Origin of the sequence: Streptomyces sp. NPDC127595 (genome assembly GCF_042671685.1) — a bacterium.
GTDB lineage: Bacteria > Actinomycetota > Actinomycetes > Streptomycetales > Streptomycetaceae > Streptomyces.
On record NZ_JBHXWK010000004.1, the window covers coordinates 570,180 to 596,799 of the forward strand.

The window sequence follows — 26,620 nt, forward strand, 5'->3', positions numbered from 1 at the left end:
CGGTCGTGACGGTCACCCTCCCGGCTCGGTGCGACCCGGTGCCGGATGCTCCGGTCATGGCGCCTCCAACAGGTCCCCGGTACCGGGCAGCGGCCGGCGCGGATCGTCGTAGAACAGGGCGATTCCGTCGGCCCAGTAGGTCTCCAGTCTTCCCTCGCGCAGCCCCGCCCGCAGTTCGTGGACGAGTCCGGGGAGCCGCTCCGCGCTGCCCGCGCGCGCGACGGTGTCGTCCGCGCCACGGTGGAACTCACCGCAAACAGCGTCGGTTTGACCGCGCCAACGCCGCCACAGCGCGACCCCGAAGCCGCCGTGCACGATCCGTACGAGCGCCACCTGATCGTCCTCGAAGCGTCGGTCTCCATAGCGGCAGAGCACCGGCACCGTCCTGGGCGGCAGGTCGCGCAGCGACCGCGCGAGTGGCACGGGTACCCGCAATCCGTCCTCGCAGTCCAGGACTTCGGCCTTCGCGCCCTGCGCGTGGATGGTGTGCCAGCGGGCGTCGCGTCCGTCGTACTCCTCACGGGCGGGGAGCTTCTCACTCCCGGATTCGACGGGATCGTCCAGGTCGGGCAACTGCTCCCGGTCGGCGCAGCGCACGACCACCGGCCGGTGGGCACCGAGCGGCGGCTCGCCCGGTCCGAACTGCCAGGTGTCGACGTCCAGTCCGAGCAGCGGGTGGGGCAGCGCGACCTGGAGGACGGCGGGCCGTCCCGGTTCGTCGCACTGCCTGAAGGCCTCGGCGAGCGGTGCCCCGAGGGGGCCGGGCAGGCCGGACAGCAGGGCGCGCTCACCGTCGCGGACGCGCACCACTTCACCGGTCGGCCGGGCGACGGAGACCCGCCAGTCGCAGCGGTCCGGCTCCCAGCCCCGCTGGACCAGTTCGAGGAGGGCGAAGGTGTGCGGCGCGAGGTCGGGGGCGTGCGCCGCGTCGTGCGCCGGCTGTGCGTCCGGCAATGACGCCTCGCGCCGCGGTGCCTGGAGCCACTCGATCCGCTGCCGGCCGAGCCGGCGGCGGTAGTCGGGTCCCGCCCGGCCTTCCGAGGTCTGCCGCACCCAGGCCCACAGTGCGCGCTCCGCGCTCTGGGTGCCGGGCGTGACGAAGGGACGCTCGGCGGACAGGACCCGCATCGCGTAGTCCAGGACGAGTTCCAGGGCGCCGTCCTGGCGGGGGCTCTCGTACAGCGCCCCGAGTCCGTCGCGCCAGGCGCGCGGGGCCGGGTGCGGGATCGCGGCCCGGCCGCCGAGGAGGGATTCGAGGATGTCCAGCAGGGCCGGGGTGCTGACCGGCGGCGGCAGGTCGGCGAGCCGGCCGAGCAACTGGGTCCGCTCGTCCGGGTCGAGGGCACGGCCCGGCCGTGCGCCGAGCTGGTTCTGTACGTCCGCCCAGGTGCCGCGGTCGTTGTCGGGATGGCGCTGCCGGTCCCGGTGATAGCGGTCATGGGCGTGGAAGACGGCCTGGTAGGGATCGTCGTGCTCGGCCCGCGCCCTCTCCGGTGGCACGGGAAGGGAACGCAACTGCTCCACGCCCGTGGACGTGCCGCCCAGCCCCCGGTCCGCCTGCGACTTCAGTACGCCGACGACCGCACCGCTCACGGGGTCGACGACCGGCCCGCCGGAGACGCCGGGCGGCAGCACATCGCCGCCCAGCCGTGTCTGCTCGTCCGAGGACCAGCCGCCGAGGGTGCCCTGCACGGTGCAGGTTCCGTTCAGCCGGCGCAGTTCCCCGCCCACCACGGACCATCCGGAGTAGAAGACGATCGCCTCCCCGTAGTAGGCGGCCGGGCGCTCGGTGACATAGACGCAGTCGTGGTCGACGGGCTCGCGCAGCCGCACGAGTGCGAGGTCGGGAGCCGGCCAACTGCCGCGCACGGCACGCCGGACGTGTTCCGGGAGGGCTGACGCCGTCTCACCGGCGACGGCGGAGGTACCGCGTCCCGGTCCGGTCTCGTACACCACGGTCACCTCGCCCCCCTCTCCGCTCAGCGCCACATGCGCGCAGGTGAGAACCCAGTTGGGAGCTATGAAGAACCCGCTCCCGAGGAACGTGCCTGGTTCGTCCAGTTCATACCCGGCCCCCGCCCGATGGATGCGGACCGTCGCCGCCATCACGAGATCACGCAGCGCACGGTGAGCGTTCCCGAGCCCTCCTGACGCGCCCGGGGCGTGCCCGTCCGTCATGCTCCGCCCCCGGCGGAACCGTCCGCGCCGCCACCGTGCGCCGGGGCGCCGGGAGACGCGCCCCCCGGACCAGGAACCGGGGGGCCTCCGGTGCCGCTTACCGAGGCGGGGCCGACCGGTCCGCGGGTACCGCCCACCGGGGTCGGGTCGGTGAGTCCACCGGGCCCGCCCGCCGGGACCGGGGCCGCCGACCCGCTCGTCCCGCCCACCGGGGCGGGGTCGGCCGACCCGCCGGTGCCGCCCACCGGGGTCGAGCCAGTCAGCCCACCAGCGCCACCCACCCGGGCGGAGCCCGCCAACCCACTCGCCCCGCCCACCGGCGCGGGGTCAGCCAACCCGCCGGTCCTGCCCACCGGCGTGGGATCGGCCCGCCCACCGGTCCCACCCACCAGGGTCGAGCCAGTCAGCCCACCAGCGCCACCCACCCGGGCGGAGCCCGCCAACCCACTCGCCCCGCCCACCGAGGCGGGGTCAGCCGATCCACCGGTCCCGCCCGCCGAGGTCGGGCCGGTCAGCCCACTGGGGCCACGCGCAGGGGCAGGGTCAGCCGGTCCACCGGCGCCACCAACGGGGGCAGGGTCAGCCGACCCGCTCGTGCCATCGGCGAGGTCGAGATCCGGTGGGCCGCCGTTCCAGGTGAGGGTGACCGTGAGGGCGGCCTTGGCCTCGCCGTCCGCGAGGAGGCCGATCACCTTGCCCGCCTTGGCCGTCAGCTCGATCCCGAATTCGACGCTGACCTCATCGGGCCGGACGGCACGCAGCGGCGCGGCCAGCGAGCGCGCGACGCCGGTGATCACGGACTGCAGGCTCTCGACCTGCGCCTCGATCCGCTCACCGAAACCCGTGTCCGTGTACGACAGCCCGCCCGAGGGTTCCTCCAACTCTTCGGTGCCGGAAATCCTCGCCCACACCGGTGTCCCGTCGGGCAGTTCGATCCGTGCGATACGGGTCACTCCATCACCCATGACATCCCCCGATCCCCCGTTCCCCCACGCCCCCGTGGTCCCGCCGGCCCGTTGCGGCAGGCTAGCGGCAGGCCGACAGCCGCGCGAGAGGACCTCCAGGCGTCACCCGCCCCCGCCTATCCTTTTCCCAGCCTTCCCGCACGGGAAGACTCCCGCCCGCCACTTCACTCACGGAGCACCATCCATGTATTTCACCGACCGCGGCATCGAGGAACTGGAGAAGCGGCGCGGCGAGGAAGAGGTCACCTTCGAGTGGCTCGCCGAGCAGCTCCGTACGTTTGTCGATCTCAACCCGGACTTCGAGGTTCCGGTGGAGCGGCTGGCGACCTGGCTGGCACGGCTGGACGACGAGGACGACGAGGACGAGTAGGTGCGGCTCGCGTAGTCCCACGCGGGCGTCGGCTCACGCGGGCGTCGGCTCACGCGGGCGTGGGCTCACGTGGGCGTCGGCTCACGTGGGCGTCGGCCAACCCTGCCGTTGGTGTCAGCCGAAGGCCCGCACCCGCAGCCGGTCGTACGCGAGCCCGAGCGCGCCGTGGATCACCAGCAGGGCCCCCGCGGCGGTCCAGCCGCCACTGCTCCGCCGTACACCCCAGGCGGTGAGCGGAAGACCGGCGGCCAGCTGGGCCACGGCCAGGGCGCGGGCCTTCGGACCACGCAGCCAGGGTCCCAGACTGCCGCCCTCCACGACGTCGAGCTCCGCACGGACCGCGGCGGCCCACCCCGTCCACTCGATCTGCTCGGCACCGGGCTGGACCCGGGCCACCTCACGGAGCTTTCCAATGGGCTCCCCCGGGTTGAGCCCGGGCGGAAGTGCCACCCCCGCGCGCGTGAGGACGGCGAGCAGCCCGCGCATCCGCGCGCGGGCGTCCGCGGCGGAGTCGGGTGCGGCCAGCCGCTCCAGGGACTGCATGTCCAGCACGGGATCGAGAGCAAGGCGGGTAGCGAAGGTGCGCATCGCCTCGTCCTCGCCGACCGGGATACCGTTCGCCAGCCACTCGTAGCCGACGGTGCGGCGGAATCCCGAGGCGAGGGTGTAACCACTGTGGTCGGCGTCCCACCAGAGAGCCAGTACGGGCCAGGGGGCGCCGACGGCGAGCGCGGTGGCCCAGCCGGTGAGCACCCGGTCGACGGGTTCGGCACCGTGCAGCCAGGGCCTGCCCTCCGGAACCAGCACACTCCACTCGGCACCGGCCCCGGTGAGCAGCATCGGCTCGCGCAGCAGCTGGGCGGCGGACCCGACGGCCTCGGGCCGCGCCCGGCAGAGGAGCAGGGCGCCTGGGGTCCGGCCGGAGGACCGGCCAGAGGGCTCGCCGGACGTCGAGGACATGTTCACACCGTAGGCGCACCCACGAGCGACTTGCCCCTTTTGCCCACGGGAGGGCCGCCCGCAGACCACCACGAGACCACCCGGAAACCACCGGAGACCACCAGAACGGGATCAGAACGGGTGTCTTGACTTTCCATATCCGCGATATATCGTGTTACTTGGAAGACGCGATATGGCGCGTCCCATCCCGATCCTGTCGAGGAGGTCGCACCATGTCCGAGTGGTCCGTCGCAGAGCCCGGCAAGCTCACCTTCGACGCCCCCGTGACGGCCCTGCATGTGCGCGTGGTCAACGGAACAGTGAACGTCGTAGGCACCGATGAGGGTTCCGCCCGGCTCGAAGTCTCCGAGCTGGAGGGTCCCCCACTCCTGGTGACCCAGGAGGACGGCACGCTGACGGTGGCGTACGAGGACCTGCCCTGGAAGGGCTTCCTCAAGTGGCTCGACCGCAAGGGCTGGCGCCGCAGCGCAGTGGTCTCACTGGCCGTCCCGGCGGACACCCGCGTCGAGCTGGGGGTGGTCGGCGCCGCCGCCGTGGTCTCCGGGACGGACGGCCGGGTCGAGGTGAAGGGCGTCACAGGCGACACGACGCTGGTCCGCATCGCCGGTCCGGTCCGCGTGGACACGGTGTCCGGGAACCTGGAGGCCCAGGCCGTCACCGGTGACCTCCGCTTCAACTCCGTCTCCGGTGACCTGACGGTCGTCGAGGGCTCGGGCTCTTCCGTGCGGGCCGAGTCGGTGAGCGGCTCGATGATCGTGGACCTGGATGCCACCGGCACTCCGACGGACGTCCAGTTGTCGAACGTCTCGGGCGAGATCGCCATCCGGCTCCCGCACCCGGCGGACGCGGTGGTGGAGGCGAACACCGCGAGCGGCAGCGTCTCCAGCGCCTTCGAGGACCTCCGGGTCGGCGGGCAGTGGGGCGCCAAGAAGATCACCGGCCGGCTGGGCGCGGGCAACGGCAAGCTGAAGGCGGTGACCGTCTCCGGTTCCATCGCCCTGCTGCGCAGGCCACCGACGGAGGACGAGCCACCCGAGGACCCGCAGGACGCCCCACCCAAGACCTCAACGCCGACCTCAACGCCGACCTCGACGCCGACCCCGACCCCGGCCCCAGCCCCAGCCCCAACAACGACCCCGACCCCGACCCCGACCCCGACCGAAGCCTCCTCATCCTCCGAGACCGTGCCCGACACCGTGCCCGACGCCCCGACCGACGCCCCGACCAGCAAGAAGGTGCTCTGAGATGGCTCCCGTCTTCGCCCATGGCCGCCTTCGGCTCTACCTCCTGAAGCTGCTGGACGAGGCACCGCGCCACGGGTACGAAGTGATCAGGCTCCTGGAGGAGCGCTTCCAGGGCCTGTACGCGCCGTCGGCGGGCACCGTCTACCCGCGGCTGGCGAAGCTGGAGACCGAGGGCCTGGTCACGCACACGACCGAGGGCGGCCGCAAGGTGTACGCGATCACGGACGCGGGCCGCGCCGAACTGGCCGACCGCAGCGGTGAGCTGGCCGATCTGGAGCTGGAGATCCGCGAGTCGGTGGCAGAGCTCGCGGCGGAGATCCGTGCCGACGTACGGGGCGCGGCAGGCGACCTGCGACGCGAGATGCGCGCGGCGGCCACCGAGGCCCGGCGAGGCGGCTCGGCCGGCGCGAGTGGCTCTGCGGCCAGGGAACACGACGCCGCCCGGGGCGAGTTCGGGGACCTCGGCGACAACCTCGACAAGGAGTCGTGGCGGGCCGCGAAGGAGGAGATGCGGCGCGTCAAGCAGGAGTGGAAGGAGCAGGCCCGCCGCGCGAAGGACGAGAGCCGCCGCGCCCGCGACGAGGCGCAGCGTGCCCGCCGCCAGGCCAAGGAGGCCCAGGAGAGGGCCCGCGCCCAGGCCCAGGAGGAGATGCAGCGCATGGCCAAGCATGTCCAGGACCAGGTCCAGGACCACTTCGCACGGGGCGACTGGCCGACGGGCGTCCGCGAGGGCCTGACCGAACTGGCCAAGGAGTTCGGCGAGTTCGGAAAGAACTTCGGCAAGGATCTGGGCAAGGACTTCGCGAAGGACCTCGGCAAGGACTTCGGCTTCGGCCGCACGGACACGGCAGCAGAAACTGCCGGATCAGCAGGATCAGCCACACCGACCACACCAGCCGCACCAGCCGCACCAGCCAAGACGACAGGAGAGACAAAGGAGGCGCCGGCGACGAGGGCGAAGGAGCCGGAGTACACAGTCACCCCGGACGACTTCCCCGCCGGCTACGAACCCTCCTGGGCCCACGAGGACTCCACCGGCAACCCGGCACGCGACCTCGACCGCCTCCTGGACCGCTTCCGCGACGACATCCGCGACGCGGCCCGCGACAACGGCGTGACGGAGGACCAACTCCGCGACACCAGGCGCCACCTGTCGGCGGCGGCGGCACACATCGGGGCGGCATTGCGCAGGGCTGCCCCTTAGCCCGTCCGGCGAGCGAGGACGAGCGCGTTCAACGCGATACGCACGCGTATCTGGATCTGGGGGGGGAGCCCCAAATACGGGACGGGCAGGGACGGGCAGGGGCGGACGGGGCGCGAAGCTGCCCCTCCGCCCACACCTCACCCCGCCTTGACCTCCCCGCCCCAGCCCCCGTCCCCGCCCCCGTACAGCACCCGCACAACCCCCGCGTACGTCACCCCATGATCGGCCAGCACCTCGGCGGGGACGCCGGGCCGCGAGGCGAGCGCCATCAGAAGGTGCTCGTCACCGATGTGCCGGTCCTGATGAGCGACAGCGATCCGCAGGGACCGGGTGAGCGCGTCCTTGGCCCCCTGAGCGAAGCCGGGCCGCCGCGACCGGCGCCCACCTGCACCCCGCCGCCCCGACTCCAACGCGCCCACCCCGTGCGCCTCTTCCACCCGGGAGACGATCTCCGAGAGGTCGATACCGAGCCCCGAGAGGGCCTCGGCGTCCGCGCGGGAGAGCCCACCGCGCCGCCGCGCCTCGGCGAGTTCCCGTACGACCGAGTCACGCTTCCCCACCAGTCCGAGCGATGCCAGGACGAACGAGCCCCGGCTGCCTTCCCGGTCAAGGAGCGCGAGCAGCATGTGCGCTTCCTCGACCCGCCCCTCCCCCGCCCGTTCGCAATGGCCGACCGCCCCCTCGACCACGGCCCGCGCGTCCTTCGTGAACCGCTCGAACATCACTGCCTCCCGTACTTCTTGTGCACGGCCTGCCTGGTCACTCCGAGTTCCGCGGCGATCTCCTGCCACGACCAGCCCTGATTGCGCGCACTGCGCACCTGCACCGCTTCCAACTGCTCCAACAGCCTCCGCAGCGCGGAAACCGCCCGCAGCCCGATGCGCGGATCGCGATCACCCGCGCGCTCGGCAAGATCCGTTGCTTCGGTCATGATGTCAACCTACATTGACACCCGGTATCCGTCAATCAAAGTTGACAAGCAAACGGCGGACCCGGGAAAGCCGAGCCCGCCGCCGCCACAACCGAAACCCCCGCACACGACCGTCAGTCCACAGTGAGAACGATCTTCCCGAACTGGTCGCCGGACTCCAGCCGTTCGAACCCCTCGCGGGCCCGGTCGAGCGGCAGCACCTCATCGATGACGGGCCGCACACCGGTGGCGGCGCAGAACGACAGCAGGTCCTCCAGCTCGTCCTTGGTACCCATCGTCGAGCCGACGATCTTGAGCTCGAGGAAGAAGACGCGGGTCAGTTCGGCGTGCGAGGGCCGGTCGCCGCTGGTGGCACCCGAGATGACCAGCGTGCCGCCGGGCCGCAGCGACTTGATGGAGTGCGACCAGGTGGCGGCCCCCACCGTCTCGATCACCGCGTCGACCCGCTGCGGCAGCCGAGCCCCGGATTCGAGCGCCTCCACGGCCCCCAGCTCGACGGCCCTCTTCCGCTTGGCCTCGTCGCGGCTGGTCGCGAACATCCGCAGCCCCGCGGCCTTCCCCAGCACGATCGCGGCCGTCGCCACGCCACCCCCGGCACCCTGCACGAGCACGGAGTCGCCGGGGCGCACGCCCGCATTGGTGAAGAGCATCCGGTACGCCGTCAGCCAGGCGGTGGGCAGGCAGGCGGCCTCCGCGAACGACAGCTCCCTGGGCTTCGGCAGTACGTTCCACGCGGGCACGGAGACGCGCTCCGCGAAGGTGCCCTGGTAGCGCTCGGTGAGGATGGAACGGGGCTCCTTGGGGCCGACGCCGTGCCCGGTCTGCCCGATGACGGAGTGCAGCACGACCTCGTTTCCGTCCTCGTCGATCCCGGCGGCGTCGCAGCCGAGGATCATCGGCAGCTTGTCCTCGGCCAGGCCGACCCCGCGCAGCGACCACAGGTCGTGGTGGTTGAGGGAAGCGGCCCGTACATTCACGGTCGTCCAGCCGGGCCTCTCCTCGGGGGCCGGGCGCTCCCCCAACTCCAGGCCGTTGAGCGGCTGGTCACGGTCGATTCGGGCGGCGTAGGCAGCGAACATGACCTTGACGATAGGCTCCGCCCCCGCCCGACGGAACCACGTCAGCCTGTGACACACGTCCCGCAGCGGAGGAGTTCAGCCCGTCCGGCGTTTGAGGACGGGCGCGTCCAGCGCGACACGTAGGTCTGCGGGCGGAGCCCCCAGAAACAAGGGACGGGAAGGGGCGGAGGGGGCGAAAAACCCCTCACGCCCCACCCCACCCCCACCTCAGCGCCGAGCCACACCCTCCCCCCGAGCAGCCGCGGCCACCGCGGCGGTAACCGCCGGAGCCACCCGCTCGTCGAACGGCGAGGGAATCACATAGTCCGCGGCAAGGTCGTCCCCGACCACCGCAGCCAACGCCTCGGCCGCCGCGATCTTCATCCCCTCGGTGATCCGGGAGGCCCGCACCTGAAGGGCACCCGCGAAGATCCCGGGGAACGCCAGCACGTTGTTGATCTGGTTCGGGAAGTCAGACCGCCCGGTCGCGACGACAGCCGCGTACTTGTGGGCGATCTCCGGATGCACCTCGGGGTTCGGGTTGGCCATGGCGAACACGAACGCGCCCTCGGCCATGGAAGCCACCGCCGGCTCCGGCACCGTACCGCCGGAGACACCGATGAAGACGTCCGCGCCGGACAGAGCGGACTCCAGTGAACCGGAGATGCCCGCCTTGTTGGTGATCGCGGCCAGCTCACGCTTGACGTCCGTCAGGTCGTCGCGGTCCGCGGAGACGACACCCTTGCGGTCCGTGACTGCGACATCCCCGAGCCCGGCCTCGAGCAGGAACTTGGCGATGGCGACACCGGCCGCACCCGCACCGGAGATCACCGCACGCAGATCACCCAGCTCACGCCCGGTCAGCTTCGCGGCGTTCCGCAGGGCCGCCAGCGTCACGACGGCGGTCCCGTGCTGGTCGTCATGGAAGACCGGGATGTCCAGCCGCTCCTGGAGTTTCCGCTCGATCTCGAAGCACCGGGGCGCGGAGATGTCCTCCAGGTTCACTCCCCCGAAGGAGGGCGCCAGCCGGACCACCGTCTCGACGATCTCGTCGACGCCGGTGCAGGCGAGCGCGATCGGCACGGCGTCGACCCCGCCGAACTGCTTGAAGAGGATCGCCTTCCCCTCCATCACCGGAAGGGAGGCCTCGGGGCCGATGTCCCCGAGTCCGAGGACGGCCGTACCGTCCGTCACCACAGCGACGACGGACGACTTCCACGTGTAGTCGTGGACTAGTTCCGGACGCTCGGCGATCGCGCTGCACACCTTGGCGACGCCGGGCGTGTACGCGAGGGAAAGGTCGTCCTTGTCACGGACGGGCACGGTGGCCTGCACGGCCATCTTGCCGCCGCGGTGCAGCGCGAACGCGGGGTCGAAGGCATCGAAGGAGCCGAGGGGCTCGCCCGCACGCTCCTGATCCGTACCGCCGTCGATGCTGCTGGCGCTGCTGCCACTGCTGTCACCACTGAGCGCGGTGCGAGGATTGACAATCTCCGCTGCCACTTTGTTTTACCCCTTAAGTCTTCATGTTTGAGGGTGACCACTCCTGATTGAGGGGTGGGCGGGCACCGCGCAGGCCCAGCCGCCGTGGTTGCGTACGGGCGATACGCGACGGGCGCGCCGCACACGCGCCCTGAGCCCCGGATGAGGGGTGTAAAGAACCTTCCTACCGGACCGACGGCGTGGACGGCGAGTCCATGGCGGGAAGATCACACGCCGGTGACATGACTCATGGCCGAATATGTGGACAAGTACAGGATTTGCCCACATGGCGCCGCATGTGCGGGGGCCGCTGTCACTCGCATCCTGAGATGCACAGAAGATCTTCCGGTCAGAAGGATCAGTTCCCGCACAAGATCCGGCCGCGATGTACACACCTCGGGGGGCTCGGGGGTCACCCGTTATCCGATTTTGACATAGCTGGTCGTCTGAATGACGACGTCCGAATGGCAAGATGCCGTAATCACACAAGGTCGCGACACCCGAAGGTGTGTGTTCTCGTCGACCCATCGGCACCTCACTCATCCGCCGGAGGACCCAACATGACCGCAAGCTCCACCCGTCGTACGACCGCCATGCGCTCCCGGACAGCCGCGGTCGGTGCGATCGCGGTCGCGGGGGCCCTGCTGCTCGCCGGCTGCGGCGACCAGACGGGCAACGACGGAGGCGACAGCTCCTCGGAGTCGGCCAACAGCGCTCCGCTGTTCTCCAAGCTGCCGAAGGCGATCCAGGACGCGGGCGTCATCAAGGTCGGCACGAACGCCGAGTACGCCCCCATGGAGTCGGTGGAGAACGGCAAGATCGTCGGCGTCGACCCGGACATCGCCGACGCGCTCGCCAAGCAGCTCGGCGTGAAGTTCACCTTCACCTCGGGCTCCTTCGACGGCCTGATCACCGCCGTCAACTCCGGTCGCTACGACATCGCGATGTCGTCCATCACGGACAACAAGCAGCGCCAGGAGGGCCTGGACGACAGTGGCAAGAAGCTCGGTGAGGGCGTCGACTTCGTCGACTACTTCGTCGCGGGCACGGCCATCTACGTCAAGAAGGGCAACCCCGAGGGCGTCAACGGCATCGAGGACCTGTGCGGCAAGACGGCCGCCGTGCAGCGCGGCACCACGTACGAAGAGGCCCTCAAGGACCAGTCCAAGAAGTGTACGGACGGCGGCAAGAAGGCCATCGACATCGAGTCCTTCGAGAACGACACCGAGGCCCAGACCCGGGTGAAGTCCGGCGGTGCCGTGGCCGGCATCAACGACTACCCGGTGGCCCTGGACCTGTCCCGCAAGGCGGACAACGGCAACGCGTTCGAGGTCGTCGGCGAGCAGTACGACGCCGGACCGTTCGGCATCGTGCTGAGCAAGAAGAACACCGAGCTCCGCGATGTCCTGAAGGAAGCCGTCGACGCGATCATCGCGGACGGTTCCTACCAGAAGGTGCTGGAGAAGTGGGGCGCGGAGTCGGGCGCGATCGACAAGTCCGCGATCAACGGCGGCAAGTGAGCCCGGCGCACCACTGAAGGGCAGTCACGTGACTGACAAGTTCGACAAGTCCCCCTCGGACAACCCGCCCCCGGGAGAGACGGTTTCGCCGTCCCCGGTGCCCGCGGGCGGTCCGGAGGCCATCAAGGCGATTCCGGTCCCGCACTACGGCCGGTGGGCCAGCGGCATCATCGTCATCGCGCTCCTCGCGGCTCTCATCTACGCGTTCTCGCAGGGCAACATCCAGTGGCACACGGTCGGCGACCAGCTCTTCGTGTCCAGCGTCGTCCAGGGCGCCGGCCGCACGCTGCTGATCAGCGTGCTCGCCATGATCGTGGGTGTCGTCCTCGGCATCGTGCTCGCGGTGATGCGGCTCTCGAAGAACCCGGTGACCAGCAGCGTCGCCTGGCTGTACATCTGGTTCTTCCGCGGCACCCCGGTCTACGTCCAGCTCCTGCTCTGGTTCAACCTGGCGCTGATCTTCCCCGTCCTCAACCTCGGTCCGATCTACAAGGACGAGATGACGGACGTCATGACCCCGTTCATGTGCGCGCTGTTGGGCCTCGGCCTGAACGAGGCCGCGTACATGGCCGAGATCTGCCGGGCCGGCCTGCTGGCCGTCGACGAGGGCCAGACGGAGGCCTCGCACGCGCTGGGCATGAGCCACACCAAGACCCTGCGCCGGATCGTCATTCCGCAGGCGATGCGCGTCATCGTGCCGCCGACCGGCAACGAGTTCATCAACATGCTGAAGACCTCGTCGCTGGTGTACGCGGTCACGTACAACGAGTTGCTGCGCTCGACCTCGGCGATCGGTTCCACGTCGTACGCGGTGATGGAGATGCTCTTCGTCGCCTCGATCTGGTACCTGGCCATGACCAGCGTGTTCAGCGTCTTCCAGTACTACCTGGAGCGGTACTACGCGCGCGGCTCCCTCCGCAGTCTGCCGGACACCCCCTGGCAGAAGATCAGGGCGAACCTGCTCGCGCTCGGCAGTGAAAGGGGCTCGAAGTGACCGCCATGGTGAAGTCCGAAGGCGTGCACAAGTCCTTCGGCCCCGTCCAGGTCCTCAAGGGCATCGACCTGGAGGTGAACACCGGCGAGGTGTTCTGCCTCATCGGCCCGTCCGGCTCCGGCAAGTCGACCTTCCTGCGGTGCATCAACCACCTCGAGAAGATCAACGCCGGGCGCCTGTACGTCGACGGTGAGCTGGTCGGCTACCGCCAGAAGGGCGACAAGCTGCACGAGCTCAAGGACAGCGAGGTCGCACTGAAGCGGCGGGACATCGGAATGGTGTTCCAGCGCTTCAACCTGTTCCCGCACATGACCGCGCTCGAGAACGTCATGGAGGCGCCGGTCCAGGTGAAGGGCGTCAGCAGGTCCCAGGCGCGGGAGCGCGCGGGCCAGCTCCTGGAGCGGGTGGGCCTGGCCGACAAGGCGAAGACCTACCCCTCGCAGCTCTCCGGCGGCCAGCAGCAGCGTGTCGCCATCGCCCGCGCGCTGGCGATGGACCCCAAGCTGATGCTCTTCGACGAGCCCACCTCGGCGCTCGACCCGGAGCTCGTCGGTGACGTCCTCGACGTCATGCGCGACCTCGCCGAATCCGGCATGACGATGATCGTCGTCACCCACGAGATGGGCTTCGCCCGCGAGGTGGGCGATTCCCTGGTCTTCATGGACGGCGGCGTGGTCGTCGAGGCCGGCAACCCCCGCGACGTACTGACGAACCCGCAGCACGAGCGGACGCAGTCGTTCCTCTCGAAGGTGCTCTAGCGATACGTACGGAAAGGGGCGGTACGGGATATCCGTACCGCCCCTTTCGGCATGAGTCGCCGCGAGTCTCCGTACCGGAGTGCCACTTGGGTCTTTCCGCGAGCCTCCGTACCGGAGTGGCCACTTGAGTCTTTCCGCGAGCCTCCGTACCGGAGTGGCCACTTAGGTCTTTCCGCGAGCCTCCGTACGGGAGTGACCACTTGGGTCTTTCGGTGAGCCCCCGTACCGCAGTGGCTACTTGACCGCGAGCACCAGCGCGTCCGACGGCGAGCGCCACACGGGGCGGGCCTCCCCGAAGCCCTTCTCGCGCAGTACGCGCGCGTGCCAGTCGGGGGACGGGGTGTCGCCGTCGGCGTGCTCGCCGTAGATCTCGAAGCGGCGGGCGGTCGGCGCGGCGAGGACGGGGTCCTGGGCGGCCAGCTGCCACCATTCGGCCCAGTCGAGGACGCCTTTCGCCTTGGCCTGATCCATACGGGCGTGCCGCTGCGCGCGGTCCGCCGCGTTGATCCGGGGCGTGGTCTCGTCGATCATGTGGTCGGCGTTCATGAAGACACCGCCGTCGCGGACGAGGTCCGCGATCTGACCGTAGAGGGCCGCGAGGGGTTCGCTGTGCAGCCAGTGCAGGGCCGTGGCGGTCAGGACGGCGTCGTACGAGTCGTACGGCAGCCGGGCGGGCCACTGGGGATCCTTGAGGTCGGCCGTGACGAAGGTGACCCGGTTGTCGCCCGCGAAGGTGCCCTCGGCGATGGTGAGCAGCGCGGGGTCGAGGTCCACGCCGGTGCTGGTGGCGCCCGGGAGGCGGTCGAACAGCCGGGCGGTGATGGTTCCGGTGCCGCAGGCCAGGTCGAGGACTCGCGGCGCGGGTCCGGCCAGGGCCTCCACCATGTCGAGCATCACCCGGAAACGCTCCTCACGGTCCGGCATGTACCACTCCTGCTGCCGGTCCCAGCTCTCCTGCCAGGCTCCCCAGTCGGTTCCGGTGGTGGTGGTCATGAAAGCCCCTTCGCTCGGCCGCGTGATACCGGCACTGCCCGTAATACCCTTGAAGCACAGTCATCTGTTACTTGTCCGCATCCACGACGATAGAGCGCCCTCGTAAGGACTACAAGTGGAACTGGCCTATTACTCGGATTACGCGGTACGCCTCGTCAACAGCGAGGAGCCGCTCCGGGGCAAGGACTCGCTGACCTCGGTGGACGCCGTCCGTGACCTCTTCGGGGGCAACTCCTCGGCGGCCCGCCGGACCACGGACGCGGACGTCACGCGCTTCCGCTCGGTGCGGGCCCGGCTGCGCGCGGTCTTCGAGGCGGCCGACGGCGGCAACGAGACGCTGGCCGTGGACCTGCTGAACTCACTCCTGCTGGAGTTCCCGGTGAGCCCGCAGATCTCCGGGCACGACTACCGGGACGACGACGGGCGCCCGCTGTGGCACATGCACCTGGCGGACCACCCGTCGAACGCGACAGCGGGCTACGCGGCGATCGCGGCGATGGGGCTGGCCTTCCACCTGACGGAGTACGGCGTCGACCGCCTGGGTCTGTGCGAGGCAGCGCCCTGCCGCAACGCCTACCTGGACACCTCCACCAACCGCTCCCGGCGCTACTGCTCGGACCGCTGCGCGACCCGCGCCAACGTGGCCGCCTACCGCGCCCGCAAGCGTCTGGAGGCGGACCGGTCGGACAGCACGGGCCTGGCGGCGCCGAGCACCCAGCGCGCCAGCGCGAGTGGCGACCGCTGATCCCTGCGCAGCGGGCGGTACCGGAACCGCACCTTCCCGAGGACGAGTTCCTCGGGCACGGTGCCGTAGTCGGTGCTGTCCCCGCCGGCGTACGCGTTGTCGCCGAGCACCCACCAGCCGCCCTCACGCCGCTCCGCGACCCGCTTCACGACGAGCAGGTCCTGCTGGAACGGATGCCGCAGTACGACGACGTCCCCGGGCCCGACCCGCGCCCCGTACTGCACGACGAGCCGATCCCCGTGACGCAGCGTGGGCACCATGGACGGCCCCGTCACCTCCGCCGCCCCAAACGGCAGGACGGCCCTCCCACGTTCGGTCTCCTGCGACAGCTCCGGCATCACCGGCACCTCCCCGGTCCTATCCTCCACGAGTCCCAGTCTCACCCTGGACTTTTGTCCTAAGCCCATGGGGGCACTCGCGAAAACCCGTCTCCTACGGAGTAATGTCCCACCTGAGAAGACGATCACGAGGAAGGACAGCAGCATGCTCTCCCGCCTGTTTGCCCCCAAGGTCAAGGTCAGCGCGCACTGCGACCTGCCCTGCGGTGTGTACGACCCTGCCCAGGCCCGCATCGAGGCGGAGTCGGTAAAGGCCGTCCAGGAAAAGCTGGCCGCCAACGACGACCCGCACTTCCAGACGCGTGGCACCGTCATCAAGGAGCAGCGCGCCGAGCTCGCCAAGCACCACGTCTCGGTGCTCTGGAGCGACTACTTCAAGCCCCCGCACTTCGAGAAGTACCCGGAGCTTCACCAGCTCGTCAACGACACCCTGAAGGCCCTCTCGGCCGCCAAGGCGTCCACCGACCCGGCGACGGGCCAGAAGGCGCTCGACTACATCGCCCAGATCGACAAGATCTTCTGGGAGACGAAGAAGGCCTGACGTCAAGCCAGTTCAAAAGACCTGGCACCACGTCAGTTCACCATGACCGGCGAGCGGTGCACCCTCGCGGGTCAGCAGGATCCTTGCGTACGGAAGGACCCGGCCGGAGAACCGGCCGGGTCCTTTTCGCTGCCCCGGGGCGGGGTGACAGACCTGCCCTACGGTCATGGCCATCCCCCCGAAGGAATTCATCAAGGCTGAGAATGAGAATACCGATGTCGGACATCGCGACGGCGGCTCTCGAGCGAGGACCACATGCCGCAGACGCCAAGACCATGGACCGATCCGCCGTGGACCTCGGTGGCGGTCCTGCCGTCGCTGACGTCTGGACCGACGGCGATCTCGGATTCGTGCTCCTTCTGCACCGCAGGAACGACGGGTTCGTCGCGAGCGAGCTGTACTACTCCACCAAGGACGCGGACCTGCGCTGGACGCGTGCGGAGCACCTCTCGGGAGGCATCGCCGGCTTCGACCCGACGCAGGCCTCTCCATCCGGGCGAGCCATGTCCAACGCGACGTTAACGGTGCTCTCCGACTCCGAATGCAGGCTCTCCACCAGCCGCAGCGGATACGAGGACGACGGCGAACTCATCCGCGTGTACGAACTCCTGGTGAGCGGAACGGTCGACCACCTTCGCATCGAGAAACAGCAGCACCCCCTCGGAACGGAGCCCACCCGCACCGCACACACCTCATTCGAGAGAGGCCTCGCGTCGCCCGTGACGATCGTGGTCGTACGGCCCTGTGAAATCCTGCGGGTCGTCCCGGTGAAGCGGTACGGCTCGGCAACCGACGTGTCGGACGAAGGCATCGACCTGTTCCCAGCGGTGCAATGAGTTCGGGCCGGCCGGTGATCTGGATCGAAAGGGCCGGCGTGGCAAGGGACTTGCCCGCGAGGTGATACGCAGGCGGCCCTGCTCGGCGGCATTGCCTCGGTACGGGGCCACGTTGTCGGTTCCTCGTCGGACAGAACCGGCGCGCGCAGGACCACGACCATGCGGATCCGCTCGGCACCCCCTGTCAGTACCCCGCTGCCAGTCCCTCCTGTCAGTCCCCCATGCCATCCTGGTGAGGTGACTGTGGTGGAGGATCTGGTCCGGCTGCGCCGGGCCCGGGACCGGATGGACCGGGAGTACGCGGAGCCGCTGGAGATGGCGGAGCTCGCGCGCACCGCGCTGATGTCGCCCGGCCATTTCCAGCGGAGCTTCCGGGCGGCCTTCGGCGAGACGCCGTACACCTATCTGATGACCCGCAGGATCGAGCGCGCGAAGGCCCTCCTGCGCCGCGGCGAGCTGACGGTCACAGAGGTGTGCTTCGCCGTGGGCTGTACGTCGCTCGGTTCGTTCAGCTCCCGTTTCACGGAGCTGGTCGGTGAGACCCCGAGCGCCTACCGTGCACGGCCGCACGAGCACGGCGCCCCGATCCCGTCCTGCGTGGCCCAGCGCCTCACCCGCCCGGCCCGCCACCGCAGCCCGGAGGCGGAACCGGGCACCCGCCCCTAGGCGTGCTGTCCCGGCACGCTGGTGACGAGGGCTTGCAGCTCGGCGCACCAACCCCCGCCCACCTGCGTCAACGCGGCGGCGCCGATTTCCTCCGACCTGATTCGCCGGACAGGCCCTAGCGTGGCCCCCATGACTGGACCCGTGGATGACCTGAAACTGTCCCAGTGCTTCATCGCCGTGGACGACCACGACAAGGCGCTCGCGTTCTACCGTGACGTCCTTGGTCTGGAGGTCCGTAACGACGTCGGATTCGAGGGAATGCGCTGGGTCACCGTCGGCTCGCCGCTGCAACCGGACGTGGAGATCGTCCTGGAGCCCCCCGCGGCCGACCCGAACGCCTCCCCCGCCGACAAGCAGGCGATGGCCGAACTCCTGGCGAAGGGCATGCTGCGCGGCGTGATCTTCTCGACGCCGGACTGCGACGCCCTCTTCGACCGCGTCCAGGCCTCCGGCGCGGAAGTCCTCCAGGAGCCCATGGACCAGCCCTACGGCGTCCGCGACTGCGCCTTCCGCGACCCGGCGGGCAACCTCCTCCGCTTCAACACACGCACCCCCGGCGCCTGACCGACGCGCGGACGGCCCGGTCCCGGAGGCGCGGGGCCTACCATCGGCTGATCACCACCAACGGGAGAGTCCATGCCGTCCGCGCGCCCCAGCATCCTGTACGTCAGTGACCTGGCCTATCCGGCCAAGGGCCGCCGGTACTGCGACGAGGACATCTTCCTCACCTCCCGGCTGCGCGAGGAGTTCGACATCGCCGTGTGCCACCCGCTGGACGCCGCCGCGCTGATGAACTCCTTCGACGCGGTGGTCGTACGCAACAGCGGACCGGTCCTGAACTACCAGGCGCACCACGACGCGTTCCGCGAGCGGGCGGCCGCGGAGGGCGTACGCGTCTACAACCAGCTCTCGGGCAAGGGCGACATGGCGGGGAAGGGATACCTGCTGGCGCTCACGGCGGCGGGTTATCCGGTGATCCCCACCGTCGACCGCGCGGAGGACCTCGGCCGGCTCGGGGACGTCGACACGTACGTGGTGAAACCGAAGCTGGGAGCGGACTCCATAGGGCTGGAGTTCGTGCCCCGCGAACGGCTCACCGACCCGGCGGTGTACGGCGACGTCCTCGTCCAGCCACGCGTCGACTTCGAGTACGAGGTGTCCTTCTACTTCGTCGACCACACCCTCCAGTACGCGCTGTACGCGCCCCGCCCGGACGAGCGGTGGGCCCTGGAACCCTACGAACCGACCGAGCGGGACCGGGAGTTCGCGCAGCGGTTCATCGACTGGAACGACATCGCGTACGGGATCCAGCGCGTGGACGCCTGCCGGGCACGCGGCGGTGAGCTCCTCCTCGTCGAGCTGGAGGATCTCAACCCGTATCTGTCCCTGGACACCCTCTCCCCCACCGCGCGGGACGCGTTCGTCGCGCGCGTGACAACGTCGTTGCACGGCCTGATCGGAGAGAAGACACCATGACGGAGCCGATCCGGCTGACAGAGCCGATCCGGTGGACCTATGCCTTTGTCGACCGGCCGATGAAGAAGTTCGCGGCGGCCTGCGACTTCTGGGCCGCGGTCACGCGCACCAAGCTGTCCGAACGGCGCGGCGACCGGGGCGAGTTCGTGACCCTGCTGCCCGAGGGGGCCGCCGACGCTTGCGTGAAGGCGCAGGGTGTCGCGGGCTCGGGGCCGGGCGCCGGGGGCGCGCATCTCGACCTCGCCGTCGAGGACGTACGCGCGCTGGTGGAGGCGGCACTGCGGCTGGGTGCCGAGATCGTCGCGGACCACGGAGGGTGGGCCGTACTGCGGTCCCCCGGTGGGCAGTTGTTCTGCGCGGTGCCGTGGCACGGGGAGTCGACGCGGCCTCCGGTGGTCAAGGGGCCGTCCGGTGTGACCAGCCGTGTCGACCAGGTGTGTATCGACCTGGCGCCCGGCGTGTACGAGGCGGAGATCGTCTTCTGGAGCGCCCTCACCGGATGGGAGTCCGACCCGGGCGCGCTCCCGGAGTTCCACGTGGTCAGGCCGCCCGCCGAGCTCCCCCTCCGCATCCTCCTGCAACGCCTCGGCTCCGCCCGCCCCACCTCCGCCCACATCGACATCGCCTGCTCGGACATCGACGCGGTCCGTATCCGCCACGAGCTTCTCGGCGCGACCCTGCTCGGGCGGGGCGCCCGCTGGGCGGTGATGCGGGACCCGTCGGGCGGCACGTACTGCCTGACGCCCCGCGATCCCGAGACGGGCGGCCTGCGGTAGCGGTCCGTCAGCGGCCGGAGTTCCACACCTCGACGTCCACGACGGCCTCCACCGGAAGCGGCCCGTAGATGTGCGGGAACTCCTCGCCCCCGGCCTCCACGGCCTCGTAGCGCAGGGGGACGCCGAGCCGTTCGGCGTCGATCACCAGGACCACCAGCTCGTCGGGCCCGGCGTAGGAGCCGTACAAGAACGCTGCCACGCCCGGGAGTTGGTGGGGCAGCGAGCAGTGGATGAAGCCCACCTCCTGGAGGGTCCGGCCACGGGTGGACATCTCGTACGCGCCGGACGCGCGCGCCGCGTCCCACAGGGAGCGTTCGGTGAGGTGAAGGAGGGGTTCGTCAGCCATACCCGAACGCTACGGTCCCAGGCGGGCGGCCCGCACCTGCAAATAGCGCTGTTCGGGAAGGCTGAGGGTCTTCCCGGCCGCCGCCTCGTAGGCGGCACGGGCCCCCGCCGGGTCCCCCGCACGCTCCAGCAGATGACCACGGACGGCGTCGAGCCGATGCCCGAGCGCCGACTCACCCTCCAGCCCGTCCAGTTCAAGGAGTCCCGCCCGGGGCCCGTGCACCATGGCCACCGCCACCACCCGGTTGAGACGCTCGACGGGCCCGGGGACCCGGCGGACCAGGATGTCGTACAGGCCGAGGATCTCGCGCCAGTCCGTGGCGTCCGCCGACGGCGCCTCGTCGTGCACGGCGGCGATGGCCGCCCGTAGCTGATACGGCCCCGCGCTCCCCCGTGACACCGACAATGCCTCCGTCACCAGCGCCACGCCCTCCTCGATCGCCGCCTTGTCCCACAGACCGCGGTCCTGTTCGTCGAGCGGGACCAGTTCGCCGTGCGAACCGGTGCGCGCGGCGCGCCGGGCGTCGGTCAGCAGCATCAGCGCCAGCAGCCCCGCCACCTCGCCGTCCTCGGGGAGGAGCCGGCGGACCGTACGGGTCAACCGGACGGCCTCGCCAGCGAGTTCGGCCCGTTGGAGGGCCGCTCCGGAGGTCGCCGTATAGCCCTCGTTGAAGATCAGGTAGAGCGTGTGGAGAACGGCGGGCAGCCGTTCCTCCCAGTTGTCCGGGCGCCCGAATCCCGTCCCCCGCACCCGCTGCTTCGCCCGGCTGATCCGCTGCGCCATCGTCGCCTCGGGCACGAGATACGCCCGGGCGATCTCCGCCGTCGTCAGACCGCCGACGGCGCGCAGGGTGAGCGCGATCTGGCCGGGCGGGGTCAGCTCCGGGTGGCAGCAGAGGAAGAGGAGGGAGAGGGTGTCGTCCTCGCTCGGCGCCCGGGACGCCCCCGGCGGCGGCGCCAGGAACTCGTCCCGGGGCGTGAGCGCCGCCGCCTTCTCCTCCCGCAGCCGCCGCGCCTCCTCACTGCGCAGGGCGTCCGTCAGGCGCCGCGAGGCGACCTTGATCAGCCAGCCACGCGGATTGTCGGGCACGCCGTCACGCCCCCACTGCCCGGCCGCCGCGAGCAGCGCCTCCTGTACGGCGTCCTCGGCGGCGTCGAAATGCCCAAAACGACGCAGAAGCGCGCCGAGGGCCCCCGGCGCGTGTCTGCGCAGCAGGTCCTCGACCTCGGTCGTACGACGGGGCTGACCCATACGGCTCAGATGTCCCCTGCGCCGTCCAGGATCGGCCGGATCACCACCGGGTACTCGGTGGCCCCGTCGGGAACGGGGCACTGGGCGACGCGCGCGGCGATCTCCGTGACCCGCTCCAGGCTCTCGCACTCCAGAATCCAGAAGCCGGCCATCAGCTCCTTGCTCTCGCCGTAGGGCCCGTCGGTGATGACGGGCTTGCCGTCCTTGTCTGCCGTGACCCGCCGAGTCCGGTCGGGCTCGGCCAGACCCTGGGCGTCGAGCAGCTCCCCGGACTCGGAGAGGTCGTTGTTGATCGCGCCCATGAAGGCGAACATGGCCTGCATCTCCTGCTCGCTCCAGACCGGCGACCCAGGGGAGGGCTTGCCCCGCTGGGCCTCGTAGTCGGCCTGCGATCCCTGCACCATCACCAGGTACTTCATGAGTCCGCTCCTTCGGTTTCCGTGGTTCGGACCGCCCGTGTCGGGCGGCTTCCACAGGGGACGTCGGAGCCGGCCCGCGTTTCTCTACACGGCCGCGCGGACTCGATCAGGTTTTTTTCGTCACGGGATCCGCGGGCCGAGCGGCGGCCCGGGGCTCCTCCTCGGCTTCGTCGGCATACGCCTTGCACTCGGGGTCCCGGCAAGGTCCGGGTACCCACACGGGAACCCACGCGCCCAGGGTCTTGTGCCTCTTCACGACCGTGGCGACCGGCTGCCCGCAAGCAGAACAAACGTACTCATCGGTGCCCATGTCTTCAGGGTATTGCGGAAGGCCGTTCAGCGCTTCCTGCTGTACGTCCTCACCAGCACCCCGTTCTTGAACACGCGGACCTGGTCGAGCGCGTACTCGTCCACGGCGAACCGGAGCCGAACATCGGCATGCCGGAACCCAGCACCACCGGGTACGTCCTGATGACCGACTCGTCCACCTCGCCGACCAGCGCGCCCGCGAGCTGCGAGCCGCCGCACAGACAGCTGCCGAACTCGCCGTCCCCGGCCTTGAGTTCGCGAACCCTCCCGACGACGCCGTCCGCGATGATCTCGACATGCGGGTCGGGCGACTCCTTGAGGCTGCGCGAGGCGACGTACTCACGCAGATGCGCGTACGGGCTGGCGACGCCGAGGTCCAGTGCGATGTCGTAGCTGGCACGGCCCTGGATGATCGTGTCGAACCTCCGGTTCTCCAGGTCGTGCATACCGAGCGGGCGCCCGGCCTCCCCGGCAGCGACGAACCCGTCACCGCCCTCTACCTCGCCATGCTCGGCCTACTCCTGGAACACCTGACCCTCCCAGGCGTCCTGGACGGCGTCCTCCCGGAGGTCACCGTCCCGGATGACCCGGTGGAACGAATCGTCACGACGATCGTGCCGGATACCTGACTCAGGGAGCGCCTGGCCCGGAGAGTGCGCGGAGCGTCTCTCGCCGAGCACTTTCCCCGGGGGAGATCTTTCAGCCCGTCCGGAGTTTCCGTCCCCCACCGGGCGAGGGATTTTCAGCCCGCCCGGCGTTCCCCCCTGGCCGGGCGGGAGATTTTCAGCCCGTCCGGCGTTTCCATCCCGACCGGGCGAGGGATTTTCAGCCCGCCCGGCGTTCCCCCCTGGCCGGGCGGGAGATTTTCAGCCCGTCCGGCGTTTGAGGACGAGCCCTTCGGGCGAACGGGGGTCTGGGGGCAGAGCCCCCAGGAACGGGACGGGCAGGGGCGGAGGGGGCGAAAAAACAGGCCCCGCACACCGTGGGGATGTGCGGGACCCGCCCGGAGCCCGGAACCGTACGGCGGTCAGGTGCCGCACGAAACCGGGAACTCCGGGGGCTACGGACGCTACGGCGACCCGGAAGACACCGGCGGGCACCGGCACCTCCACCCACCCCGCCGACGCCGTCAGTTGCTGCGCCGCGTCACGAACTCCGCCAGCGCGAGAAGCCCACCCGCAGCCTCGGGATCAGGCACAGCCCGTGCCAGCTCATCCATCGCCCGGGACATCCGGTCAGCCGCCTGGACCTGCGCCCAGTCCCGACCCCCCGCCCGCTCAACCGCCAGCACCGTCCGCTCCAACTCCCCTTCCTGATAAGGAACCCCGTACAGCGAGGCAAGCTCGGCCGCCGCAGCCCCGCCGGAGGCGAGCGCGGCCACCACAGGCAGCGATTTCTTACGAGCGATGAGGTCCGCCCCCGCGGCCTTGCCGGTGCGACTCGGATCCCCCCAGATCCCGATCACATCGTCGATCAGCTGAAAGGCGAGCCCGGCCTCCCGGCCGAACGCGTCCAACGCCTCCACGTCCTCATCCCCAGCCCCCGCGTAAAGAGCCCCCAACGCGCAGGCACAGCCGAGCAACGCGCCCGTCTTGGCCTCCGCCATGGCGAGGCACTCATCGAGGGTGACCTCGTCGGGGCCCCGCTTCTCCATGGCGGTGTCCGCATGCTGCCCCTCGCACAGCTCGACGACACAGGACGCGAGCCGGGCGGCAGCCGCCGCGGACGCCGGGTGCGGGTCCTCGGCGAGCAGCCGCTGAGCCAGCGCCTGCAAGGCGTCCCCCGCGAGGATCGCGTCGGCGTCGCCGAACACGGTCCAGGCGGTGGGCCGGTGCCTGCGGGTGGTGTCCCGGTCCATCACGTCGTCGTGCAGCAGCGTGAAGTTGTGGATCAACTCCACCGCGGCGGCCGCCCGTACGGCACTCGCGTGCTGTCCGCCGAGCGCCCGGACCGCGGTGAGCACCAGCGCGGGCCTGATCGCCTTGCCCGCGTTGCCCGCCGCGGGTGTGCCGTCCGCGTGCTCCCAGCCGAAGTGGTAGAGCGCGATCCGGCGTATCGAGCCGGGCAGCGAATCGATGGCCCTGCGCAACTCGGGGTCGACCAACTCCCGGGCACGCTCCAGGATCGCCGCCGCTTCCAGCCCTCCCCCGCTTTCGCCCTCGCCCGAGCGGGGTGCCCCCGGCCCCCGCGGCGGCCTCGGCCGCACCTGCTCCTCCATGGGCCTCCCGATGGGGCTCCGCCTGTCGAGACTCTCGGCCGGACTCTGCTGCACCGGCGGTCTACCGGGTCTACCCGGCCGGCCGGGCGGGGACACAACACCCGGCGTGGGGGTCGTCACCGCCAGCGGCCGATCTCGACGTTCTCCAGGATTCCCAGGGCGTCGGGCACGAGAACCGCGGCCGAGTAGTACGCCGTCACCAGGTAGGAGATGATCGCCTGTTCGTTGATGCCCATGAAACGCACCGACAGGCTCGGCTCGATCTCGTCCGGGATACCGGCCTGCTGGAGTCCGATGACACCCTGTTCGGCCTCGCCGGTACGCAGGGCGATGATCGAGGTCGTACGGGCGTCGCTGACCGGGATCTTGTTGCACGGGAAGATCGGCACCCCGCGCCAGGTCGGGATGCGGTTGCCGGCCATCTCGATGGTCTCCGGCACCAGTCCGCGCTTGTTGAGCTCGCGGCCGATCGCGGAGATCGCGCGCGGGTGGGCGAGGAGGAGCTTGGTGCCCCGCCTGCGGCTGAGCAGTTCGTCGAGGTCGTCGGGGCCGGGTACGCCGTCGTGCGGCTGGAACCGCTGGTCGTACTCGCAGTTGTTGAGCAGCCCGAACTCCCGGTTGTTGATGAGCTCGTCCTCCTGGCGCTCCTTCAACGCCTCTACGGTGAGCCGCAGTTGCTGCTCCGTCTGGTTCATCGGCTGGTTGTAGAGATCGGCCACGCGCGTGTGGAGGCGCAGCACGGTCTGGGCGATGCTCAGTTCGTACTCGCGGGGCGCCGCGTCGTAGTCCACGAAGGTGCCGGGGATGTCCGGCTCTCCGGTGTGGCCGGCCGCGAGGTCGATCTCCCTCTCTCCGTACTTGTTGGCGCGTTGTTCCGGAATCGCGCGCAGCGACTGGAGGTGGTCACGCAGGGACTCGGATCGCTCCGCGACCTGTTCGAGGTCGTTGCGGGGCAGCGTGAGCACGGTGCACCCGGTGACCGCGCGGGCCGTGTACTCCCAGATGGCGTCCGGGTCGATGAGCGCCTGCTCCCCGAAGTAGGCGCCGTCGGCGAGGACGCCGAGGACCGCGTCGTCCCCGTAGGGACCTGTGCCGGTCTTCTCCACCTTGCCGTGCGCGAGCAGGAACACCTCGTCGGACGGGCTGCCGAACGAGACGAGCACCTCCCCCGGTGCGAACTCCCGCTGCTGGCAGCGCTGAGCGAGCTCGCCGAGCACCTCCTGATCCTCGTACGACCGCAGCACAGGCAGTTCGCCGAGCTCTGCCGGGATGACCTGGACGCGGTCACCGGTCTTCACGAATGTCACGCGGCCGTCGCCCACGGAGTAGCTGAGCCGCCGGTTCACGCGGTACGTGCCACCCTGCACGTTCACCCAAGGAAGCATCCGCAGCAGCCAGCGCGAGCTGATCTCCTGCATCTGGGGTGCGGACTTGGTGGTGGTGGCCAGGTTCCGCGCGGCGGATGTGCCGAGACTCTGCTGCGGCTTGCCCTGACCCGCGCGGACCTCTTCGCCTACCGACATGAATATTGCCCTCCCGTTGTGCACTGATCTGCGGGAGCAAGCCTTCCATCACGCAGCGTGCCGGTGCTATTACACGAATGAGGGGGAATGGATCACCGGCGAGTGGGCAATGGTGGCCGCTTTTCGCCAGCGGGTCGAAACAGTGCGCGGTTGTGCCGGTCGGGAACTTCAAGATCTGGTCAAACGTTTGACGCTGTGACCGATGCTTCGATCGACGTATCGGCTCATGTTTCGACGTACGAGGACGGGAATCGGCATGGCTGGCTTTCTGGACCGCGCCAAAGAACAGGCACAGCGAGGGCTCACCCAGGGCAAGCAGAAGATCGACGACGTGCAGGCACAGCGCGCCGGCGGCGACCTGCTGAAGAAGCTGGGCGCCGCGTACTTGGCGGAGCGGCGCGGCAGCGGCTCCCCGCAGGCGACGCAGCAGGCTCTGCAGGCAGTGGAGAGCCACATCGCGACGCACGGAGACAGCTTCCTGCACGCCTGATCCCGGGCCGCTCTTCGCGCCACGGCTCA

28 protein-coding genes and 3 pseudogenes are annotated in these 26,620 nt (G+C 70.1%); 15 read left to right on the forward strand and 16 right to left on the reverse strand.

Features of this window, described 5'->3' with window-relative positions:
* Nucleotides 1-54: 54 nt before the first annotated feature.
* Together ACFVKT_RS16665 and ACFVKT_RS16670 are read right to left on the reverse strand one after the other, a co-directional pair.
* Nucleotides 55-2,178, reverse strand: coding sequence for a trypsin-like peptidase domain-containing protein (locus ACFVKT_RS16665; RefSeq protein ID WP_385731972.1), 2,124 nt, complete (start codon nt 2,176-2,178; stop codon nt 55-57).
* 449 nt (nt 2,179-2,627) lie between these two features.
* Nucleotides 2,628-3,143 (reverse strand): annotated as a pseudogene (locus tag ACFVKT_RS16670) (CU044_2847 family protein); the annotation flags it as partial.
* Nucleotides 3,144-3,327: 184 nt separating this feature from the next.
* Here ACFVKT_RS16670 and ACFVKT_RS16675 point away from each other — a divergent pair.
* Entirely contained in the window at nt 3,328-3,513 is a 186-nt protein-coding gene (locus ACFVKT_RS16675; protein ID WP_010061466.1) for a DUF6104 family protein, read from the forward strand.
* Nucleotides 3,514-3,627: 114 nt separating this feature from the next.
* Here the strand turns inward: ACFVKT_RS16675 and ACFVKT_RS16680 are convergent, their stop codons facing one another.
* A complete protein-coding gene (locus ACFVKT_RS16680; protein WP_385731974.1) occupies nt 3,628-4,473 on the reverse strand; it encodes a hypothetical protein in 846 nt (281 codons plus the stop codon).
* 212 nt (nt 4,474-4,685) lie between these two features.
* Between ACFVKT_RS16680 and ACFVKT_RS16685 the strand changes: the two genes are divergently transcribed.
* Both ACFVKT_RS16685 and ACFVKT_RS16690 read left to right on the forward strand, forming a co-directional pair.
* Nucleotides 4,686-5,717: a DUF4097 domain-containing protein gene (locus ACFVKT_RS16685; RefSeq protein ID WP_385731976.1), complete on the forward strand. Its 1,032-nt coding sequence runs from the start codon at nt 4,686-4,688 to the stop codon at nt 5,715-5,717.
* 1 nt (nt 5,718) lies between these two features.
* Entirely contained in the window at nt 5,719-6,921 is a 1,203-nt protein-coding gene (locus tag ACFVKT_RS16690) for a helix-turn-helix transcriptional regulator (protein ID WP_385731978.1), read from the forward strand.
* 137 nt (nt 6,922-7,058) lie between these two features.
* Here ACFVKT_RS16690 and ACFVKT_RS16695 read toward each other — a convergent pair whose 3' ends face one another.
* The 4 genes from ACFVKT_RS16695 to ACFVKT_RS16710 form a co-directional block, all read right to left on the reverse strand.
* Complete coding sequence (locus tag ACFVKT_RS16695; RefSeq protein WP_385731980.1) at nt 7,059-7,643, reverse strand: Clp protease N-terminal domain-containing protein; 585 nt, start codon at nt 7,641-7,643, stop codon at nt 7,059-7,061.
* Nucleotides 7,643-7,852, reverse strand: a complete 210-nt coding sequence (locus ACFVKT_RS16700; protein ID WP_266832452.1) for an HTH domain-containing protein — start codon at nt 7,850-7,852, stop codon at nt 7,643-7,645. Before ACFVKT_RS16700 ends, ACFVKT_RS16695 begins: the two co-directional genes overlap by 1 nt.
* A 113-nt stretch (nt 7,853-7,965) precedes the next feature.
* Complete coding sequence (locus ACFVKT_RS16705; protein ID WP_385731982.1) at nt 7,966-8,931, reverse strand: zinc-binding dehydrogenase; 966 nt, start codon at nt 8,929-8,931, stop codon at nt 7,966-7,968.
* A gap of 207 nt (nt 8,932-9,138) precedes the next feature.
* Nucleotides 9,139-10,413, reverse strand: a complete 1,275-nt coding sequence (locus ACFVKT_RS16710) for an NADP-dependent malic enzyme (protein ID WP_385731984.1) — start codon at nt 10,411-10,413, stop codon at nt 9,139-9,141.
* A gap of 539 nt (nt 10,414-10,952) precedes the next feature.
* Here ACFVKT_RS16710 and ACFVKT_RS16715 point away from each other — a divergent pair.
* Genes ACFVKT_RS16715 through ACFVKT_RS16725 form a run of 3 tightly spaced genes read left to right on the forward strand, consistent with a single transcriptional unit; the run spans nt 10,953 to nt 13,664 of the window.
* Nucleotides 10,953-11,912, forward strand: a complete 960-nt coding sequence (locus ACFVKT_RS16715; protein ID WP_385731986.1) for an ABC transporter substrate-binding protein — start codon at nt 10,953-10,955, stop codon at nt 11,910-11,912.
* Between the two features lie 28 nt (nt 11,913-11,940).
* Entirely contained in the window at nt 11,941-12,906 is a 966-nt protein-coding gene (locus ACFVKT_RS16720) for an amino acid ABC transporter permease (RefSeq protein WP_385731988.1), read from the forward strand.
* A complete protein-coding gene (locus ACFVKT_RS16725; protein ID WP_385731990.1) occupies nt 12,903-13,664 on the forward strand; it encodes an amino acid ABC transporter ATP-binding protein in 762 nt (253 codons plus the stop codon). The genes ACFVKT_RS16720 and ACFVKT_RS16725 overlap by 4 nt, the downstream gene beginning before the upstream one ends.
* Before the next feature lie 234 nt (nt 13,665-13,898).
* Here the strand turns inward: ACFVKT_RS16725 and ACFVKT_RS16730 are convergent, their stop codons facing one another.
* Nucleotides 13,899-14,657 carry a class I SAM-dependent methyltransferase gene (locus ACFVKT_RS16730; RefSeq protein ID WP_385731991.1) on the reverse strand — a complete coding sequence of 253 codons (759 nt, stop codon included), beginning with the start codon at nt 14,655-14,657 and terminating at the stop codon, nt 13,899-13,901.
* Between the two features lie 115 nt (nt 14,658-14,772).
* On the opposite strand from ACFVKT_RS16730, the gene ACFVKT_RS16735 reads away from it, so the two are divergent.
* On the forward strand, nt 14,773-15,402 hold the full coding sequence (locus tag ACFVKT_RS16735) for a CGNR zinc finger domain-containing protein (protein ID WP_385731993.1): 630 nt from the start codon (nt 14,773-14,775) through the stop codon (nt 15,400-15,402).
* On the opposite strand, the gene sodX is transcribed toward ACFVKT_RS16735, so the two are convergent.
* On the reverse strand, nt 15,306-15,740 hold the full coding sequence (gene sodX, locus ACFVKT_RS16740; RefSeq protein WP_385732145.1) for a nickel-type superoxide dismutase maturation protease: 435 nt from the start codon (nt 15,738-15,740) through the stop codon (nt 15,306-15,308). The two genes, ACFVKT_RS16735 and sodX, sit on opposite strands and share 97 nt — an antisense overlap.
* Before the next feature lie 145 nt (nt 15,741-15,885).
* Here sodX and sodN point away from each other — a divergent pair, with 145 nt between their 5' ends.
* The 6 genes from sodN to ACFVKT_RS16770 all read left to right on the forward strand — a co-directional run bounded on the left by sodN (nt 15,886) and on the right by ACFVKT_RS16770 (nt 20,035).
* Nucleotides 15,886-16,281: a superoxide dismutase, Ni gene (sodN, locus tag ACFVKT_RS16745; RefSeq protein ID WP_384382597.1), complete on the forward strand. Its 396-nt coding sequence runs from the start codon at nt 15,886-15,888 to the stop codon at nt 16,279-16,281.
* A 215-nt stretch (nt 16,282-16,496) separates the two neighbouring features.
* Complete coding sequence (locus ACFVKT_RS16750) at nt 16,497-17,117, forward strand: hypothetical protein (RefSeq protein WP_385731995.1); 621 nt, start codon at nt 16,497-16,499, stop codon at nt 17,115-17,117.
* Between the two features lie 285 nt (nt 17,118-17,402).
* Nucleotides 17,403-17,783: a helix-turn-helix transcriptional regulator gene (locus tag ACFVKT_RS16755; RefSeq protein ID WP_385732147.1), complete on the forward strand. Its 381-nt coding sequence runs from the start codon at nt 17,403-17,405 to the stop codon at nt 17,781-17,783.
* A 129-nt stretch (nt 17,784-17,912) separates the two neighbouring features.
* A complete protein-coding gene (locus ACFVKT_RS16760; RefSeq protein WP_385731997.1) occupies nt 17,913-18,347 on the forward strand; it encodes a VOC family protein in 435 nt (144 codons plus the stop codon).
* A 72-nt stretch (nt 18,348-18,419) separates the two neighbouring features.
* Nucleotides 18,420-19,259: a hypothetical protein gene (locus tag ACFVKT_RS16765; protein WP_385731999.1), complete on the forward strand. Its 840-nt coding sequence runs from the start codon at nt 18,420-18,422 to the stop codon at nt 19,257-19,259.
* A complete protein-coding gene (locus ACFVKT_RS16770) occupies nt 19,256-20,035 on the forward strand; it encodes a VOC family protein (RefSeq protein ID WP_385732002.1) in 780 nt (259 codons plus the stop codon). Before ACFVKT_RS16765 ends, ACFVKT_RS16770 begins: the two co-directional genes overlap by 4 nt.
* A gap of 7 nt (nt 20,036-20,042) precedes the next feature.
* On the opposite strand, the gene ACFVKT_RS16775 is transcribed toward ACFVKT_RS16770, so the two are convergent.
* The 5 genes and pseudogenes from ACFVKT_RS16775 to ACFVKT_RS16795 all read right to left on the reverse strand — a co-directional run.
* Complete coding sequence (locus ACFVKT_RS16775) at nt 20,043-20,381, reverse strand: DUF952 domain-containing protein (RefSeq protein ID WP_385732004.1); 339 nt, start codon at nt 20,379-20,381, stop codon at nt 20,043-20,045.
* A 9-nt stretch (nt 20,382-20,390) separates the two neighbouring features.
* Entirely contained in the window at nt 20,391-21,632 is a 1,242-nt protein-coding gene (locus ACFVKT_RS16780) for an RNA polymerase sigma factor (protein ID WP_385732006.1), read from the reverse strand.
* 5 nt (nt 21,633-21,637) lie between these two features.
* On the reverse strand, nt 21,638-22,051 hold the full coding sequence (locus ACFVKT_RS16785; RefSeq protein WP_385732008.1) for a YciI family protein: 414 nt from the start codon (nt 22,049-22,051) through the stop codon (nt 21,638-21,640).
* 106 nt (nt 22,052-22,157) lie between these two features.
* Entirely contained in the window at nt 22,158-22,361 is a 204-nt protein-coding gene (locus ACFVKT_RS16790; RefSeq protein WP_385732010.1) for a hypothetical protein, read from the reverse strand.
* Nucleotides 22,362-22,387: 26 nt separating this feature from the next.
* Nucleotides 22,388-22,818, reverse strand: a pseudogene (locus tag ACFVKT_RS16795) (dihydrofolate reductase family protein); the annotation flags it as partial.
* Between ACFVKT_RS16795 and ACFVKT_RS16800 the strand changes: the two are divergent.
* Nucleotides 22,813-22,989: pseudogene (locus ACFVKT_RS16800) on the forward strand (TetR/AcrR family transcriptional regulator); the annotation flags it as partial. The pseudogenes ACFVKT_RS16795 and ACFVKT_RS16800 overlap by 6 nt on opposite strands.
* A gap of 500 nt (nt 22,990-23,489) precedes the next feature.
* Here the strand turns inward: ACFVKT_RS16800 and ACFVKT_RS16805 are convergent.
* Together ACFVKT_RS16805 and ACFVKT_RS16810 are read right to left on the reverse strand one after the other, a co-directional pair.
* Nucleotides 23,490-24,578, reverse strand: a complete 1,089-nt coding sequence (locus ACFVKT_RS16805) for a family 2 encapsulin nanocompartment cargo protein polyprenyl transferase (protein WP_385732012.1) — start codon at nt 24,576-24,578, stop codon at nt 23,490-23,492.
* Nucleotides 24,579-24,694: 116 nt separating this feature from the next.
* Nucleotides 24,695-26,101 carry a family 2B encapsulin nanocompartment shell protein gene (locus ACFVKT_RS16810; RefSeq protein ID WP_385732014.1) on the reverse strand — a complete coding sequence of 469 codons (1,407 nt, stop codon included), beginning with the start codon at nt 26,099-26,101 and terminating at the stop codon, nt 24,695-24,697.
* A gap of 256 nt (nt 26,102-26,357) precedes the next feature.
* Here ACFVKT_RS16810 and ACFVKT_RS16815 point away from each other — a divergent pair, with 256 nt between their 5' ends.
* Nucleotides 26,358-26,591: a hypothetical protein gene (locus ACFVKT_RS16815; protein ID WP_385732016.1), complete on the forward strand. Its 234-nt coding sequence runs from the start codon at nt 26,358-26,360 to the stop codon at nt 26,589-26,591.
* Nucleotides 26,592-26,620 lie beyond the last annotated feature (29 nt).

Bases quoted from the DNA above. Each gene is read 5' to 3' on its own strand.
- ACFVKT_RS16790 (WP_385732010.1), bottom strand. From the start codon at position 22,361: ATGGGCACCGATGAGTACGTTTGTTCTGCTTGCGGGCAGCCGGTCGCC.
- ACFVKT_RS16815 (WP_385732016.1), top strand. From the start codon at position 26,358: ATGGCTGGCTTTCTGGACCGCGCCAAAGAACAGGCACAGCGAGGGCTC.
- sodX (WP_385732145.1), bottom strand. From the start codon at position 15,740: ATGCCGGAGCTGTCGCAGGAGACCGAACGTGGGAGGGCCGTCCTGCCG.
- ACFVKT_RS16780 (WP_385732006.1), bottom strand. From the start codon at position 21,632: ATGGGTCAGCCCCGTCGTACGACCGAGGTCGAGGACCTGCTGCGCAGA.
- sodN (WP_384382597.1), top strand. From the start codon at position 15,886: ATGCTCTCCCGCCTGTTTGCCCCCAAGGTCAAGGTCAGCGCGCACTGC.
- ACFVKT_RS16690 (WP_385731978.1), top strand. From the start codon at position 5,719: ATGGCTCCCGTCTTCGCCCATGGCCGCCTTCGGCTCTACCTCCTGAAG.
- ACFVKT_RS16685 (WP_385731976.1), top strand. From the start codon at position 4,686: ATGTCCGAGTGGTCCGTCGCAGAGCCCGGCAAGCTCACCTTCGACGCC.
- ACFVKT_RS16700 (WP_266832452.1), bottom strand. From the start codon at position 7,852: ATGACCGAAGCAACGGATCTTGCCGAGCGCGCGGGTGATCGCGATCCG.
- ACFVKT_RS16705 (WP_385731982.1), bottom strand. From the start codon at position 8,931: ATGTTCGCTGCCTACGCCGCCCGAATCGACCGTGACCAGCCGCTCAAC.
- ACFVKT_RS16810 (WP_385732014.1), bottom strand. From the start codon at position 26,101: ATGTCGGTAGGCGAAGAGGTCCGCGCGGGTCAGGGCAAGCCGCAGCAG.
- ACFVKT_RS16680 (WP_385731974.1), bottom strand. From the start codon at position 4,473: ATGTCCTCGACGTCCGGCGAGCCCTCTGGCCGGTCCTCCGGCCGGACC.
- ACFVKT_RS16665 (WP_385731972.1), bottom strand. From the start codon at position 2,178: ATGACGGACGGGCACGCCCCGGGCGCGTCAGGAGGGCTCGGGAACGCT.
- ACFVKT_RS16805 (WP_385732012.1), bottom strand. From the start codon at position 24,578: ATGGAGGAGCAGGTGCGGCCGAGGCCGCCGCGGGGGCCGGGGGCACCC.
- ACFVKT_RS16750 (WP_385731995.1), top strand. From the start codon at position 16,497: ATGTCGGACATCGCGACGGCGGCTCTCGAGCGAGGACCACATGCCGCA.
- ACFVKT_RS16695 (WP_385731980.1), bottom strand. From the start codon at position 7,643: ATGTTCGAGCGGTTCACGAAGGACGCGCGGGCCGTGGTCGAGGGGGCG.
- ACFVKT_RS16765 (WP_385731999.1), top strand. From the start codon at position 18,420: ATGCCGTCCGCGCGCCCCAGCATCCTGTACGTCAGTGACCTGGCCTAT.
- ACFVKT_RS16730 (WP_385731991.1), bottom strand. From the start codon at position 14,657: ATGACCACCACCACCGGAACCGACTGGGGAGCCTGGCAGGAGAGCTGG.
- ACFVKT_RS16715 (WP_385731986.1), top strand. From the start codon at position 10,953: ATGACCGCAAGCTCCACCCGTCGTACGACCGCCATGCGCTCCCGGACA.
- ACFVKT_RS16760 (WP_385731997.1), top strand. From the start codon at position 17,913: ATGACTGGACCCGTGGATGACCTGAAACTGTCCCAGTGCTTCATCGCC.
- ACFVKT_RS16755 (WP_385732147.1), top strand. From the start codon at position 17,403: ATGGACCGGGAGTACGCGGAGCCGCTGGAGATGGCGGAGCTCGCGCGC.
- ACFVKT_RS16675 (WP_010061466.1), top strand. From the start codon at position 3,328: ATGTATTTCACCGACCGCGGCATCGAGGAACTGGAGAAGCGGCGCGGC.
- ACFVKT_RS16785 (WP_385732008.1), bottom strand. From the start codon at position 22,051: ATGAAGTACCTGGTGATGGTGCAGGGATCGCAGGCCGACTACGAGGCC.
- ACFVKT_RS16775 (WP_385732004.1), bottom strand. From the start codon at position 20,381: ATGGCTGACGAACCCCTCCTTCACCTCACCGAACGCTCCCTGTGGGAC.
- ACFVKT_RS16770 (WP_385732002.1), top strand. From the start codon at position 19,256: ATGACGGAGCCGATCCGGCTGACAGAGCCGATCCGGTGGACCTATGCC.